The sequence below is a fragment of the Leucobacter sp. UCMA 4100 genome (assembly GCF_027853335.1).
Lineage (GTDB): Bacteria > Actinomycetota > Actinomycetes > Actinomycetales > Microbacteriaceae > Leucobacter_A.
This window is the reverse complement of sequence record NZ_JAFEUS010000002.1, coordinates 2,166,044-2,179,776: the sequence shown is the minus strand read 5'-3', so window position 1 is coordinate 2,179,776 and position 13,733 is coordinate 2,166,044. Positions and strand designations below refer to the sequence as shown.

At 63.9% G+C, this 13,733-nt stretch carries 13 protein-coding genes; 5 read left to right on the top strand and 8 right to left on the bottom strand.

Annotated features, from left to right (window positions below):
- Window positions 1–6: 6 nt before the first annotated feature.
- The gene (locus JSO19_RS10110) at window positions 7–1,221 is read right to left on the bottom strand and encodes an NADP-dependent isocitrate dehydrogenase (protein WP_270911517.1); all 1,215 of its coding nucleotides are present in this window, start codon (window positions 1,219–1,221) and stop codon (window positions 7–9) included.
- A 199-nt stretch (window positions 1,222–1,420) separates the two neighbouring features.
- Here JSO19_RS10110 and JSO19_RS10105 point away from each other — a divergent pair, with 199 nt between their 5' ends.
- Window positions 1,421–1,873, top strand: a complete 453-nt coding sequence (locus JSO19_RS10105) for a GNAT family N-acetyltransferase (protein WP_217135259.1) — start codon at window positions 1,421–1,423, stop codon at window positions 1,871–1,873.
- A gap of 84 nt (window positions 1,874–1,957) precedes the next feature.
- Window positions 1,958–2,854 (top strand): EamA family transporter RarD, encoded by an 897-nt coding sequence (rarD, locus tag JSO19_RS10100; RefSeq protein ID WP_270911514.1) that lies wholly within the window; start codon window positions 1,958–1,960, stop codon window positions 2,852–2,854.
- Here the strand turns inward: rarD and JSO19_RS10095 are convergent.
- Window positions 2,851–3,771 (bottom strand): arginase family protein, encoded by a 921-nt coding sequence (locus tag JSO19_RS10095; protein ID WP_270911512.1) that lies wholly within the window; start codon window positions 3,769–3,771, stop codon window positions 2,851–2,853. The genes rarD and JSO19_RS10095 overlap by 4 nt on opposite strands.
- A gap of 124 nt (window positions 3,772–3,895) precedes the next feature.
- Between JSO19_RS10095 and hutH the strand changes: the two genes are divergently transcribed.
- The gene (gene hutH / locus JSO19_RS10090; RefSeq protein ID WP_270911511.1) at window positions 3,896–5,464 is read left to right on the top strand and encodes a histidine ammonia-lyase; all 1,569 of its coding nucleotides are present in this window, start codon (window positions 3,896–3,898) and stop codon (window positions 5,462–5,464) included.
- 51 nt (window positions 5,465–5,515) lie between these two features.
- A complete protein-coding gene (locus JSO19_RS10085; RefSeq protein WP_270911510.1) occupies window positions 5,516–6,319 on the top strand; it encodes an IclR family transcriptional regulator in 804 nt (267 codons plus the stop codon).
- On the opposite strand, the gene JSO19_RS10080 is transcribed toward JSO19_RS10085, so the two are convergent.
- The 5 genes from JSO19_RS10080 to hutU form a co-directional block, all read right to left on the bottom strand.
- Complete coding sequence (locus JSO19_RS10080; protein ID WP_270911509.1) at window positions 6,309–7,142, bottom strand: hypothetical protein; 834 nt, start codon at window positions 7,140–7,142, stop codon at window positions 6,309–6,311. The two genes, JSO19_RS10085 and JSO19_RS10080, sit on opposite strands and share 11 nt — an antisense overlap.
- The gene (locus tag JSO19_RS10075; RefSeq protein ID WP_270911508.1) at window positions 7,139–7,831 is read right to left on the bottom strand and encodes a response regulator transcription factor; all 693 of its coding nucleotides are present in this window, start codon (window positions 7,829–7,831) and stop codon (window positions 7,139–7,141) included. The genes JSO19_RS10080 and JSO19_RS10075 overlap by 4 nt, the downstream gene beginning before the upstream one ends.
- On the bottom strand, window positions 7,819–9,072 hold the full coding sequence (locus JSO19_RS10070; protein WP_270911507.1) for a sensor histidine kinase: 1,254 nt from the start codon (window positions 9,070–9,072) through the stop codon (window positions 7,819–7,821). Before JSO19_RS10070 ends, JSO19_RS10075 begins: the two co-directional genes overlap by 13 nt.
- Window positions 9,073–9,197: 125 nt before the next feature.
- The gene (gene hutI, locus JSO19_RS10065; RefSeq protein ID WP_270911506.1) at window positions 9,198–10,424 is read right to left on the bottom strand and encodes an imidazolonepropionase; all 1,227 of its coding nucleotides are present in this window, start codon (window positions 10,422–10,424) and stop codon (window positions 9,198–9,200) included.
- A 4-nt stretch (window positions 10,425–10,428) separates the two neighbouring features.
- On the bottom strand, window positions 10,429–12,150 hold the full coding sequence (gene hutU / locus JSO19_RS10060; protein WP_270911504.1) for a urocanate hydratase: 1,722 nt from the start codon (window positions 12,148–12,150) through the stop codon (window positions 10,429–10,431).
- A 106-nt stretch (window positions 12,151–12,256) separates the two neighbouring features.
- Between hutU and JSO19_RS10055 the strand changes: the two genes are divergently transcribed.
- The gene (locus JSO19_RS10055; RefSeq protein ID WP_270911503.1) at window positions 12,257–12,469 is read left to right on the top strand and encodes a hypothetical protein; all 213 of its coding nucleotides are present in this window, start codon (window positions 12,257–12,259) and stop codon (window positions 12,467–12,469) included.
- Window positions 12,470–12,748: 279 nt separating this feature from the next.
- Here the strand turns inward: JSO19_RS10055 and JSO19_RS10050 are convergent, their stop codons facing one another.
- Entirely contained in the window at window positions 12,749–13,654 is a 906-nt protein-coding gene (locus JSO19_RS10050; RefSeq protein WP_270911501.1) for a LysR family transcriptional regulator, read from the bottom strand.
- Window positions 13,655–13,733: the final 79 nt, after the last annotated feature.

Genomic DNA, 13,733 nt, shown 5'->3' with positions numbered 1-13,733 from the left:
TCGCGGTTAAGCGAGGCGTGCCTGAAGGTTCTCGTCGATCGTTGCGAGGAACTCTTCGGTGGTCTGCCATTCCTGATCTGCACCAACGAGCAGGGCGAGATCCTTGGTCATCTTGCCCGACTCAACGCTCTTGATGACAACATCTTCGAGCGTGTTCGCAAAGTCGATGAGCTCCTGGTTCTCATCGAGCTTGCCGCGGTGAATGAGCCCGCGGGTCCAAGCGAAGATCGACGCGATTGGGTTCGTCGAGGTGGGCTTGCCCTGCTGGTGCTGGCGGTAGTGACGGGTCACGGTGCCGTGAGCTGCCTCTGCTTCAACCGTCTGGCCGTCTGGCGTCATGAGCACTGAGGTCATGAGGCCGAGCGAGCCGAAGCCCTGAGCAACGGTGTCTGACTGCACGTCACCGTCGTAGTTCTTGCAGGCCCAGACGTAGCCGCCCTCCCACTTCATAGCCGATGCGACCATGTCGTCAATGAGGCGGTGTTCGTAGGTCAGGCCGAGCGCGTCGAACTGCTCCTTGAACTCGAGGTCGTAGACCTCCTGGAAAATGTCCTTGAACTGGCCATCGTACGCCTTGAGGATCGTGTTCTTCGTCGAGAGGTACACTGGGTACTGGCGTGAAAGACCGTACTTGAACGATGCGCGCGCGAAGTCACGAATCGAGTCGTTGAAGTTGTACTGGCCCTGAATGATGCCGCCACCCTCAGGGATGGTCACGACGTCAAACTTCTGCGCCTCCGAGCCATCGGCTGGCTCGTAAGTGATCGTCACCTTGCCAGCGCCGGCCTTGAAGTCGGTTGCCTTGTACTGGTCGCCGTGAGCGTGGCGGCCGATGATGATGGGCTTGTTCCAGCCGGGAACAAGGCGGGGAATGTTCGAGATGATGATCGGCTCACGGAACACAACGCCACCGAGAATATTACGGATGGTGCCGTTCGGGCTCTTCCACATCTGCTTGAGGCCGAACTCTTCAACGCGAGCCTCGTCTGGGGTGATCGTTGCGCACTTCACGCCGACACCGTGCTTCTTGATAGCGTTCGCCGCGTCAATGGTGACCTGGTCATTGGTCTCATCGCGGTGCTCGATACCGAGGTCGTAGTAATCGAGGTTGATATCGAGGTAAGGGTGAATAAGGCGGTCTTTAATGAACTGCCAAATGATGCGGGTCATCTCGTCGCCGTCAAGCTCGACTACGGTTCCCTTTACTGTGATCTTCGACACGTTTTCTCCGTCTCTGCTGTGGCTTTTCGCGCTCAATCCGTGGCAGCACAGCCCACGGGCACACTCTCGTACAGCATCTTACCCGAAACACAAAGGTATCTCGACATCAAGATAACTCGGCAGGGCCAGCAGCGAAGGAATTGTCACGATTCAGTGTCATATCGGTTGCACAATTCGAGATGCACGCTAGCCTGTATTCATGAGTGACTACAAGATCGAGGAACTGTCTGCGGCAACCATCGTTGCTGTCAACAAGCTCGGCCTGAAACCGGGTCAAGAACAGTTTGTGAGCCCAGTCTCATACGCAGCGGTTGCCGCTGTGACGACGCCCGAATCAGCATGGCAACGAGTCGTGCTCGATGGCGACCGTGTGGTCGGCTTCATTCACGGCCACTTTGATGACGAGGCAAGCGAAGACCACTTCAAGGCTGCACTGTGGCGCATTAACGTTGACGCGACGGTACAGGGCGAGGGCGTTGGCACCTTCGCAGTGAACGCCCTCCTCGATGAGGCTCGCAAGCGCGGCCTCGACCGCGTCACCGTTATCTACGAACCGGGTGATGCAGGCCCCGAACAGTTCTTCTTGAACGTGGGCTTTGCCCCGATCGGCGAAACGCAATACGGCGAGACGATCGGCGCGTTCACCCTCTAACCTCACACCACCCGCTTTTCTGGCGGCGCTGCACAGCATCTTGCTTGCGGCGCCGCCATCATTATGTTCACAGGGGGCAGCGCCATGGCTCACACTCGTTCTTCGTCGTCAGGCGTGTTCGTCAGCCTTGCTGCCTCGCTCGCCTTCGGCACCATCTACTTCCTTACCCCGTACCTCGCCCCGCTTGGAGGCCTTCAGGTGTGGGGCATTCGTTTGCTCGTGACCGCGCCGATCATCTGGCTCATTCTGCGACTCTCACGGCAGATGTCGCTGTTCACCGACATCGCGAAGCGGTTCGCCCAACGCCCACTCCTCGTGCTCGGTGTGCTCGCGTGCGGCCTGCTCGTTTCGCTGCAGCTTTGGCTGTTCTCGTGGGCACCGCTCAATGGCCGCGGGCTCGAGGTCGCGCTCGGCTACTTCCTCCTGCCCCTCGTTCTCGTCATAGTGGGGCGGTTTCTGTACCGAGACTCGCTCTCGTGGTGGCACTGGCTCGCGACGGCCGTGGCCGCGGCTGGGGTGAGCTTCGAGATCGTGCGCGTTGGCGGCTTCTCGTGGGAGACCCTGGCCGTATGCCTCGGCTACCCGCTCTACTTTGTGCTTCGTCGAAGCCTCGGCACGGCGAATACCGGCGGGCTGCTCTGGGAGCTGTTGCTCGTCATGCCCGTGGGCGTCTGGATCGTCGCCGAAGAGCTCGCTCGCGGCGAGGCTTTTCGCGAAAATCCTTGGTTGTGGATCACTGCCCCGCTCGTGAGTGCCCTCGCAGCGGTTGCCCTGTGGCTCTATATTCTCGCGTCGAAGCTCCTGTCGATCAGCCTCTTTGGACTGCTCAGCTATGTTGAGCCGGCGCTCCTCGTCGTGGCGGCGATGCTTATTGGTGAGCGCATCGCGCCGGGTGAGTTCATCACCTACGGCGCGATCTGGAGCGCCGTACTCATCCTGCTCGTCGGCGGTGTTGTCGAGATGCTGCGCAACCGCCGCTAGCGCTCGGTCATACCCGCGGCAGCTTCGAGCACGAGCAGCGCTGCGAGCCGTACCGTGCGACCATCGGCAGCGTCGGCCTCGGCGTCAACCTCAGCGATATCGATGGAGCGCACCTGACGATGCCTCGCGGCAATGCGCGCGGCCTGACGTAGCTCGTAGGCCGAAAGCCCGCCGGGAATCGAGGCGGGGCAAGCGGGCACGACCGAGCGGTCACACACATCAACGTCGAGGTCGACGTGAATCGGGCCACCGGCCGACCCCGCGATCTTGAGTGCATCGGCCATCACGTCGGCCATGCTTCGCTCGTGCAGCTCATCGCGATGAATGACCGTGATGCCTTTGCGCTCTGCGTAGTCACGGTACGGGGCAGAGTTTGCGAAGTCGGCAATGCCGATCTGCACAATGCGCGAGGGGTCAAACCCGTGCTCTTCGATGAGGCGACGAATCGGCGAGCCGTTGCTTCGGCCCTCGCGGAGGTCGTGATGGGCGTCGAGGGTAATGATGCCGGCGGTGTTGACTTTCTCGCCGGCAACGCCGAGTGCGACCGGAACGGTGAGAGCATTATCGCCTCCGATGGCGAGCACGAGGCCTGAGAATTCGGCGATCTGAGAGAGGTACCGGGCCGCGAGCGCTTCATCAAGGTCTGGCTCGTCTACGTCACCGGCGTCGGCAATCGTGAGTTCGTCGGTGAGCACAGTTTGGCGCTCTGAGCCGTCACTCGCGACGAAGTGCGTCGAGTAGCGTTTCAGTGCCTCTCGCACCGCTTCTGGCGTAACCCCGGCGTTTGTGGCCGAGAGCGAGGTGCGCCAGGTGGGCACCCCGACGATGGTCATGTCGGCACCGTTCTCGGTGTCGAGGGGGGCAAAGGCGCCCGCCCTGGGCCAAAGGGGATCGTGACTCAAACGCGGCTGTGACATGGTTCGAAGACTAGCATCCCGCTGTGTCGTTTTGCGAGGGTATTCACGGCCTTGTCTGGGGTTACAGACATAATTCGATGCTCAGCCCTCGAAAGAAGGGGCCGTTTCATGTTGTGATCGGTTCATGACACAGCACATTCTTTTGGGCGATGCCCCCCTCCAGATTTCTGACGTTGTCGCGGTAGCTCGCCACGGAGCAGCAGTGACGCTCTCTGATCGCGCGGTCGAACGTATGACCCGGAGTCGCAAGGTCGTCGAATCACTCGCGGGCGACACCAACCCCCACTACGGCATTTCGACCGGCTTTGGCGCACTCGCGAACGTGCAAATTCCGGCCGAGAAGCGCCGCCAGCTGCAGCGCAGCCTCGTGCGCTCACACGCTGCAGGATCGGGCGCCGAGGTCGAACGCGAGGTTGTTCGCGCACTCATGCTTCTTCGCCTCAACACGCTCGCCTCGGGTCACACCGGGGCACGGCTCGAGACCGCTCAGGCCTACGTCGACGTGCTCAACGCCGGAATCACCCCGGTCGTGCACGAGTACGGCTCACTCGGCTGCTCGGGCGACCTCTCACCACTCGCGCACTGCGCACTCACGATCATGGGTGAAGGCAATGCACGCGACGAGCACGGCGAGCTGCACCCCTCGGGTGACCTGCTCGCGAAGCACGGCATCACCCCCATCGTGCTCGAAGAGAAGGAGGGCCTCGCCCTCATCAACGGCACCGACGGCATGCTCGGCATGCTCTGCCTCGCGCTCACCGATATCGCGGCACTCACGCGCGTGGCCGATATCGCCGCGGCGGCAAGCGTCGAGGGGCTGCGCGGGACCGACGCGGTGTTCGCGCCCGAGCTTCATGTGATCCGCCCTCATGAGGGGCAGGGCAACTCGGCCGCAAACATGCACCGCATTCTCGAGGAGTCCTCGCTCATCTCGCGTGCGCAGGAGGGCTCGTTTAGCCGCGTGCAAGATGCCTACTCGCTGCGCTGTTCACCGCAGGTGCACGGCGCGGTTCGCGATACCGCGGCTCACGCGAGCCGTGTCGCTGAGACCGAGCTGCGCTCGGCGGTCGACAACCCCGTCGTGCTCGACGACGGCCGCGTCGAGTCGAACGGCAACTTCCACGGCGCACCGGTCGGGTACGTGCTCGACTTTCTCGCGATCGCTGTCGCCGACCTCGCGAGCATCTCTGAACGCCGCACCGACCGCTTTCTTGATGTCGCGCGCAACCATGGTCTGCCGCCCTTCCTCGCGGCTGACCCGGGCCTCGACTCAGGCCTCATGATCGCCCAGTACACCGCAGCCGGCATCGTCTCTGAACTCAAGCGCCTCGCCGTTCCCGCATCGGTCGACTCGATTCCCTCTTCGGCCATGCAAGAAGATCACGTCTCGATGGGCTGGTCGGCAGCCAGGAAGCTTCGCAAGGCCGTTGACGGCCTGAGCCGAGTGCTCTCGATCGAGCTGCTCGCATCGACCCGCGCCCTCGACTTCAGGGCGCGACCGAGCGAGGCCGACGGGTCTGTTGCGGGCACGCCGGGACCGGCGACCGCCGCCCTGCACAGCCTCTTCCGCAGCGTTATCGCCACTCCCGACACCGACGGTTTTCTCTCACCAGACATCGACAGCGCGCACACGCTCGTTGTCACCGGCAAGGTCCTTGAGACCGTTGAGAGCGTCACGGGCGACCTGCGGTAAGCGTCTGCAATACCAGACGATAGCGCCGTAAGTACCGAGTAAGATCACCGTATGACCAAGCAGCAGCCAAAGGTTCCCGCCTCTGACCAAACGCTGCGCATTCTGCTCTTACTCGCCCGATCTCGGGGTCCCTTGCCAGCGAGCGTCATCGCAGCGCAGCTCGGGATCCCGAGATCGACGACGTACCACCTTCTCGCGACGCTGCTCGAGCACGACTTCGTCATGCACCTGCCCGAGGAGCGCCGCTACGGGCTCGGCATCGCCGCGGTCGAGCTGAGCTCGGCCTACGGTCGGCAAGAGCCGCTCGCGAGACTTGGGCGGCCGCTCATTGCCACCCTCGTTGAGCAGCTTGGCATGAGCGGGCACCTCGCGGTTCCGCTCGGGCGCGACGTGTTGTACATCATCGAAGAGCGCTACCCCGGCACGCCCTCCCTCGTGACCGACGTCAACGTTCGCCTTCCGATGCCGGCGACGGCGAGCGGCAGGGCGATCCTCTCACAACTCCCGAAAGCGCAGGCTCGCGCGCTCTTTCCGAACGCCGAATCATTCGTGTCGGCTCACACGCGGGAATACCCCATCACGAAATATTCAGAGCTGCGAAGCGTGCTCGACGAGACCGTGACGAGGGGCTACGCCGTTGAACGCGGATCGGTGACCGAGGGCATCTCGTCGGTCGCCGCATCGGTCGTCGATCACCGTGGCTGGCCGATCGCAGCGGTCGCGGTGACGTTTGCCGATCGCGACCACGGCACCGACGAGTACCCTCGTCTCGCGGCCGAGGTCATCGAGACGGCGGCGACGCTCTCGGCCCGAATACACGGCCGCACGCCGGCCGCGCAGCCCGTTACCGATTGAGCGGCTTCAGCGTGACGCTGCCAATGGCAACGTCAATCTCGATGCGGTTCTTCGAGGCCGAATCCTCGTGCAGCAGGTTACTCACGTTCCCGGCTGCCACGTCGCTCATCGTCGCATAGCGAGCATCGGGCAGCGCCAGGTCAAGGCTTCCCGCGCTCACCTCGATCTCAATCTCTCGGGGCGCCTCGCCGGTGAACTGCCCTTGGGCCGTGCCCGCGGCAATGTCGAGTGATGCCTCGATGACGCCCTCGACGTCAAAGTCGATGTTGCCTGCACCGAGCGTCGCATCGATTCGACGCGCTTCGCCCTTCACCCAGGCGTTGCCCGCGCTCACGTCAATCTCGAGCTCTACGAACGAGCCGTTCACAGTAAGGTCGCCCGCGCCAAGGATGACCTCGGCGTCGAGCGTTCCGTCAAGCTCGCTCGGCAAAGTCAGGGTGAGCTCAGTCGAAGGTTTTGTACACCCAAAGAGACAGACAAAGGGATCCAAGAAAGAGCGCTCGTGCGCAACCTCGAGGGTGTTGCCGTAGCGCTCAAGACGCCAGTTTGCCTCTTCCCGACCGTGCACGTCGAGCGTGGCTTCGGCCACGGCACCGAACTCAATGTTCATCTCGGCCGCTGCCGCATCAACGTATAGCTCGCGGATGCCACCGGTTGCCATAACTGCCGTCTGCTCACCCATCGTGCTGCTTCCCTCATAGGTCACAAAGAACGAGGTGACCGCCGTGGTTGCGATGAGCATCAGCACGATGAGGCCGCCAAGGGCCGCCATCACGATCGAGATGGTCTGTGAGGCTGCTGAGGGTCTGGTCTCCTGCGTCATGACTGGTTTCCTGTCTGGGGGCCAGTGCCGCGATGCGGTAGGCCAACAATTTCAATGTGAGCAATGGCTGCAAGCACGCGTCGGTTGCCCGACTCATCGGCCGACAGACCCAGTTTTTGAAAGATTGAGGTGATGTGTTTTTCGATGCTCGCCTCTGAGAGGAAGAGCTGCGCCGCGATGGCTTGGTTTGATTTGCCCTCGGCGAGCGCTGCAAGAACGGCACGTTCGCGCTCACTGAGGTGCTGTAGGCGCGCGTCGCGGTGACTGCGGCTCAGGAGCTGAGCGACAACCTCGGGGTCGAGCACGTCTCTGCCTGCCGCAATGCGTTCGATTGCGTCGACAAAGTCGCTCATGTCGGCGACACGATCTTTGAGCAGATAGCCAAACCCGCCACCCGGGGCGCTAATGAGATCGCTCGCGTAGCGCTCCTCAACGTACTGAGAGAGAACGAGAATAGGAAGCTCAGGAGTGTTCCTGCGCAGTTCGAGCGCGGCGCGAATACCCTCATCGGTGAACGTCGGCGGCATGCGAACGTCAAGAATGCAGAGCTCTGGCTCGAGGCGTGAAACGTGCTCCATGAGCTCGGCCGCATCAGGAAGCGCAGCAACAACCTCGTGCCCGACGTGTTCAAGCAACCGCACGAGGCCCTCGCGGAGCAAGACCGAATCTTCACAGATTATGATGCGCATGGAACGCTCACCTCGATTGTTGTCGGGCCTCCGCCTGGGCTATCAATGCGGGTGGATCCGCCCGCAGCGGTAATACGATTGATGATGCCATCGAGGCCGCCACCCGGCTGCACCGTGGCTCCCCCGACCCCGTTATCTTCAACTCGAGCCCAAAGGTACTGAGCCCCGGTCTCGGTGGCGCGCACCCGCAGGGTCACGCGCGTCTCGCCCGCCAGCGAGTGCTTCGCCGCATTCGTGAGCGCCTCGGCAACCGCGAAGTACACCGCGGTTTGCGCCTCGCGCGAGATGGCCGAGCCTTCGATGCGTGAGTCGAGAAACACCGGGATATGCGACCTTGCGGCGAGCGCCGAGAGCGCAGCGTCAAGACCCCGGTCGTCGAGCACCGAGGCGTGAATGCCTCGGGCCAGCTGCCGCAGTTCGGTGACCGCGGCCTTCGTCGAGGTGTGGGCCTCATCGATAAGTTGCTTTGCCGCGTCGGGGTTCGATTCGATCGTGTCTTTGGCGAGCCCAAGGGTCATGCCGATTGACACGAGGCGCGGCTGCACCCCGTCGTGAAGGTCGCGCTCAATGCGGGTACGCTCGACGTCGGCCGCACGCATCGCTCCCTCGCGCTGTTGCTCGGTGCTGCGCACTTGATCGCGCAACTGCGCCTCGTTCGCGCCACCGTCGATGATCGCGATGCTCACCGTGCGGTGCAACAGCCCGACGAGAACGATACCCACGATCGAGAAAGCAATCGAACCGAGAGTGATGCCCCAGTGATTGGGCATGTTCGTCGGAATGCCAAAGACCCTTGCTTCGGCCGCCGGGAAGCTCAAGAGCTGGCGCACAACTTCTTGCATCAGCAGTAGCTCGACAAGACCAAGGATGCTGCCGATCGTGAGGTTTGCGAGCGCCCGCCACATTCTGCCGTTGATCGACTGACGCCACAGCATTTTCAGGTACTCGCCAAAACCCGGCGCGCGCTGCTCAGCGAAGCTGAGATCGGTGACGTTCATTCGGTAGAGGCCCGCAACCCTGCGCGTCTCAAACCATGCGGCTCCGAAGAGGCCATAGACCACGCCGATAAGAATGAGGAGACCGATGCCCAAGACCGGCACGAGCCCGATACCCGTCGCGAGCATGGTGAAGAGCACCGTCACGGCGACCGTGCCAACAACACCGAGGCTCGCAAGGTGGAGCAACCCGGTAAATAATTTGAGCGGGCGGCGGGGCGCCTCGTCTCGGGAACCTGTCATCATGTCACTCACGCTACGCGAGCCTTACGCAGGAGAACACCCCGCCACCCCGCGCGAGAGTTCTGGCTTTCCAGAAAAAAGCCTGGGCCCCGCAAAGCGCGAGGCCCAGGCCCGGTGTTGTGCTCTGGCTAGGCCAGGCCCGGAATAGCACCGCTCACGAGCGCTCCCCTGCGCCACACGGCGGCGGTGAGGGGCATACCCGGGCGGTAAGCAAGGTGGGTAATGGACGGTGCATCGAGCAGTTGCATGTCGGCGCGGGCACCGACCCCGAGCGAGCCGACGCGCGGCTGGCGTGTGCCGCGCGCGTCGATCCACCCGTCTTCGTGCATGCCGAGCGCGATAGCGCCGCCAAGGGTTGCCGCTTCGACAGCCTCGCGGATCGTCAGCTTCATCTGCAGTACGGCAGTCGCGACGCAGAAGCCGATCGACTGCGTGAACGAGGTACCGGGGTTGCAGTTCGAGGCGATCGCGAGACGCGCTCCCGCGTCAACAAGAGCCCGCGCCGGAGCGAGCGGCATGCGCGTCGAGAGGTCGCAGGCGGGCAGCACCGTCGCGACCGTGCCGCGGGCGCCACCCTGCCAGGAGGCGGCGAGCGCCGCAATATCGTCGTCGGTGAGAAAGCCGAGGTGATCGACGCTAAGGGCCCCGTACTCGACCGCGAGACGCACGCCGGGGCCGTGCCCGAGCTGATTGCCGTGCACGCGGGTCTCGAGGCCAGCCTTGCCTGCGCTCTCGAGAATGCGGCGCGTCTCAGCTTCGTCGAATGCCCCGGTCTCGCAGAACACGTCGACGGCACTCACGTAGGGTGCCACGGCGCCCAGCATCTCACCCGTCACGAGGTCGACATACTCGGCCGAGTCTGAGCCCTCTGGCACAACGTGCGCCCCGAGAAAGGTCACCGCGTCGACGTGACGCGCCGCGATCTTGGCGGATCGAACCTCGTCGGCCACCGTAAGCCCGTAGCCAGTTTTGGTCTCGAGAACCGTGGTGCCCTGTTTGAGCGCCTCGAGCGAAAGGTGCTCAAGATTCGCCTCGAGTTCAGCCTCGCTCGCCGCCCGCGTGGCATTCACCGTGTGGTTAATGCCGCCTGCGGCATACGCCTCGCCGGCCATGCGCGCCTCGAACTCTGCCGTACGGTCGCCCGCAAACACCATGTGCGTGTGCGAGTCAACCCAGCCAGGCAGCAAGGCCCGCCCGCCCACGTCAACTCGCTCGTCGGCGGCGGGCGCCTGGGAGGCAGAGCCAACCCAGGCGACACGCTCATCGTCAATCACCAGCGCGGCGTCGTTCAGCCGGCCCCCGTGCTCGGGGTCGTTCGTCGTGAGCTCGGCAATGCCGGTAATAAGGGTCGCCATGGCGTTAGGCTACCCCACCGTTCGCGGCGCGTGCCGACTCGCCGCCATCGCGCACCGTCGGCGTCACGGGAATGCGCACGCCGCGCTCAGCCGCAACATCGACGGCGCGCTGGTAGCCCGCATCAACGTGGCGAATGACGCCCATTCCGGGGTCGTTCGTGAGCAGGCGCTCAAGCTTCTCGGCTGCGAGCGGCGTGCCGTCAGCGACCGAAACCTGACCCGAGTGGATCGAGCGACCGATGCCCACGCCACCGCCGTGGTGCAGCGACACCCAGGTCGCGCCCGACGAAGTCGCGGTCAGGGCGTTCAGCAGCGGCCAGTCGGCAATCGCGTCAGAACCGTCAACCATCGATTCGGTCTCGCGGTATGGCGACGCAACCGAACCCGAGTCAAGGTGGTCGCGACCAATGACGATCGGGGCCGAAATCTTGCCCTCGGCAACGAGCTCATTGAAGCGCACTGCAGCGCGGGCGCGCTCGCCGTAGCCAAGCCAGCAGATGCGCGCGGGGAGGCCTTCGAACTCGACTCGGTCTTGGGCGGCTCTGATCCACCGCTTCAAGTGCTCGTTCTCGGGGAACAGCTCGAGAATCGCCTCATCGGTCACGCGAATATCTTCGGGGTCACCCGAGAGTGCAGCCCAGCGGAACGGCCCGAGCCCCTCACAGAACAGCGGGCGAATGTACGCCGGAACGAAGCCCGGAAACTCGAAAGCACGGTCGTAGCCACCCTTTCGGGCCTCGTCACGAATCGAGTTGCCGTAGTCGAACACCTCGGCGCCAGCATCTTGAAATTCGACCATCGCTTTCACGTGCGCGGCCATCGCGGCCTGCGCGTCGAGCGTGAACTGCTCGGGCTCGTCAGCGGCGCGCTGCTGCCACTCGTCGAGCGAGTAGCCGATGGGCAGATATGACAGCGGATCGTGCGCACTCGTCTGATCGGTCACGATATCGACCGTGATCTCGCCCGCCTTGTGGCGACGCAGGATCTCGGGAAACACCTCGGCGGCGTTGCCCACGAGCCCGACCGACCAGCCGCGCTTCTCGTCTTTGGCCTGCTGCACCTTGGCGAGCGCCTCGTCGAGATCGGTAACGACCTCGTCAAGGTAGCGCTTGCCGACGCGGCGGCGCATGCGGGTTTCGTCGACGTCGACGATGAGGCAGGCTCCGTCGTTGAGGGTGACCGCGAGTGGCTGGGCGCCACCCATGCCGCCGCAACCACCCGTGAGGGTGAGGGTGCCCGCGAGCGTTCCGTCGTAGAGTTTGCGGCCGATCGCGGCGAACGTCTCAAACGTGCCCTGCAGAATGCCCTGCGTGCCAATGTAGATCCACGAACCGGCCGTCATCTGGCCGTACATCATGAGGCCCTCGGCCTCGAGCTTACGAAACTCGGGCCACGTTGCCCAGTCGCCCACGAGGTTTGAGTTGGCGATGAGCACGCGCGGCGCCCACACGTTCGTGCGGAACACACCAACCGGCTTGCCCGACTGCACGAGCAGCGTCTCGTCGTCTTCAAGGTCGCGCAGGGTGTCGACGATCGCGTCGTACGCCTCCCAGCTGCGTGCCGCGCGGCCGGTGCCGCCGTACACGACGAGGTCGTCTGGACGCTCGGCGACCTCGGGATCGAGGTTGTTCATGAGCATGCGAAGTGGCGCCTCGGTTTGCCAGCTCTTCGCAGAGATTTCGGTGCCGCGGGGGGCTCGTACGGGGCGTGCGCCTGGAAGTGCCATGGTCGTGTCCTTTCGCAAACAACAACGTTTGCCTCTATCTCAGCGTGTTGGGGCGGTGCGTTCAACGGGGGTTCGGGTGGTGGTGTCTGGGGTTACAGACTTGGGGATGAGGGTGGTGGGTGGGATTGCGAGCTTCGGCTTCGGCTTCGGCTTCGGCTTCGGCTTCGGCTTCGGCTTCGGCTTCGGCTCGAGTTTCTGGCGGATCTCGGGCGGATCTCGGGCGGATCTCGGGCGGATCTCGGGCTGCGATCCGCGCTTCACGCGAGTCTGCAGCCCGAAATCGCGTTCACTTGACGAAAAGCAGGGTGTTTTCGCGTAAACACCCTGCTTTTCGTCAAACCGCGGCAATTTTTACGAACACGAGGGGCTACACAAGCTCAAAGACGCGTTTCGCCGCCATCACGAGAGCCCGGCCGCAGAAAAGCCACTCCTCAACGGGTACCGCCGCCCAATGAGCAGGAACGGGCTGCGCCCGTGCCCTTATTCCGAAGAGGCCCACCGCCAGCCGCACGCAGCATCAGCCCGGCTCAACGAAATACCAGCCACACACGCAACGACCCCGCTCGCAGTGACCCCGCACGCAACAGCCTCGCGCCCCCTACAGCCGCAGCCCCGCCGCCACCTCGCCGAGCGCCTCCATCACCGCGGCGAAAGCCGGGTGGTCCTCGCTCGCCTCGCGGCGTGCGACGAAGATCTCGCGGCGGGGTGAGCTGGGCAGATCCACGAGTCTCACACGGCCGGTGTAGTGGCGCACCGAGAGCCCATTGACGAGCGCAACCGCGTTGCCCGCCTCGACGAGGCGCAGGTGGGCCTGGATGTCGGCGGTCTCGTAGCGCAGGTCGGGTTCGAAACCGGCCGAACGGCAAGCCTGCAGCGCCCAGTGGCGGGAGGCAGAGCCTTCGGGCTCCATGACCCAGGGCACGCCTGCAGCGTCGAGGACCGAACGCACGCCCGCGAAGCGCTCGGGGTGCACCTCTGGCACGGCGAGCATGATGGCGTCGCTGCCGAGCACGCTGCGGCCGAGACCCTCGTGGTGCGGGGCGGCGTGGCCCGGGTATTGCTCGGCGACCACGACGTCGAAGCCACGAGCCCAGGTCTCGTAGAGAGCCGTTTCGGGCTCGTGCTGCACGACCTCGACGCGCAGGCCGGGGTGCGTTTCGGCGAGCGCGGTGAGGGCTTTCGGCATGAGCGAGATCATGGCCGACTGGAAGACAGCGACGCGAATGGTTCCGGTGAGCTCGTCGCGGCCGCGCTGCAGTGACGCCTCGACACGCTCGAGCTGTTGAAAGAGTGCCTCGCTCTCGGCGACGAGGCGCTCGCCCGCGGGGGTGAGTTCGAGGCCGCGACCCACTCGGCGCAGCAGGGTTCGACCCGTTTCACGTTCGAGCTGGGCGAGCTGCTGCGAGACGCCCGAGGCGCTGTACGAGAGCACATCGGCAACTTCGCTGATGGTGCCGCGAATCGAAAATTCGCGCAGCAGCCTCAGTCGCTGCATATCGAGCATGATGCCTCCCGAACTTTGTTAAGTGTTACTTCAGCTTATCGTGCATGTTTCGTAACTTTTCATTACGGGTCACTCCGTG

What these genes read in the sequence shown, in the direction of transcription:
- JSO19_RS10105 (WP_217135259.1), top strand. Translation starts at nt 1,421, where the DNA reads ATGAGTGACTACAAGATCGAGGAACTGTCTGCGGCAACCATCGTTGCT.
- rarD (WP_270911514.1), top strand. Translation starts at nt 1,958, where the DNA reads ATGGCTCACACTCGTTCTTCGTCGTCAGGCGTGTTCGTCAGCCTTGCT.
- JSO19_RS10095 (WP_270911512.1), bottom strand. Translation starts at nt 3,771, where the DNA reads ATGTCACAGCCGCGTTTGAGTCACGATCCCCTTTGGCCCAGGGCGGGC.
- hutH (WP_270911511.1), top strand. Translation starts at nt 3,896, where the DNA reads ATGACACAGCACATTCTTTTGGGCGATGCCCCCCTCCAGATTTCTGAC.
- JSO19_RS10085 (WP_270911510.1), top strand. Translation starts at nt 5,516, where the DNA reads ATGACCAAGCAGCAGCCAAAGGTTCCCGCCTCTGACCAAACGCTGCGC.
- JSO19_RS10080 (WP_270911509.1), bottom strand. Translation starts at nt 7,142, where the DNA reads ATGACGCAGGAGACCAGACCCTCAGCAGCCTCACAGACCATCTCGATC.
- JSO19_RS10075 (WP_270911508.1), bottom strand. Translation starts at nt 7,831, where the DNA reads ATGCGCATCATAATCTGTGAAGATTCGGTCTTGCTCCGCGAGGGCCTC.
- JSO19_RS10070 (WP_270911507.1), bottom strand. Translation starts at nt 9,072, where the DNA reads ATGATGACAGGTTCCCGAGACGAGGCGCCCCGCCGCCCGCTCAAATTA.
- hutI (WP_270911506.1), bottom strand. Translation starts at nt 10,424, where the DNA reads ATGGCGACCCTTATTACCGGCATTGCCGAGCTCACGACGAACGACCCC.
- hutU (WP_270911504.1), bottom strand. Translation starts at nt 12,150, where the DNA reads ATGGCACTTCCAGGCGCACGCCCCGTACGAGCCCCCCGCGGCACCGAA.
- JSO19_RS10055 (WP_270911503.1), top strand. Translation starts at nt 12,257, where the DNA reads ATGAGGGTGGTGGGTGGGATTGCGAGCTTCGGCTTCGGCTTCGGCTTC.
- JSO19_RS10050 (WP_270911501.1), bottom strand. Translation starts at nt 13,654, where the DNA reads ATGCTCGATATGCAGCGACTGAGGCTGCTGCGCGAATTTTCGATTCGC.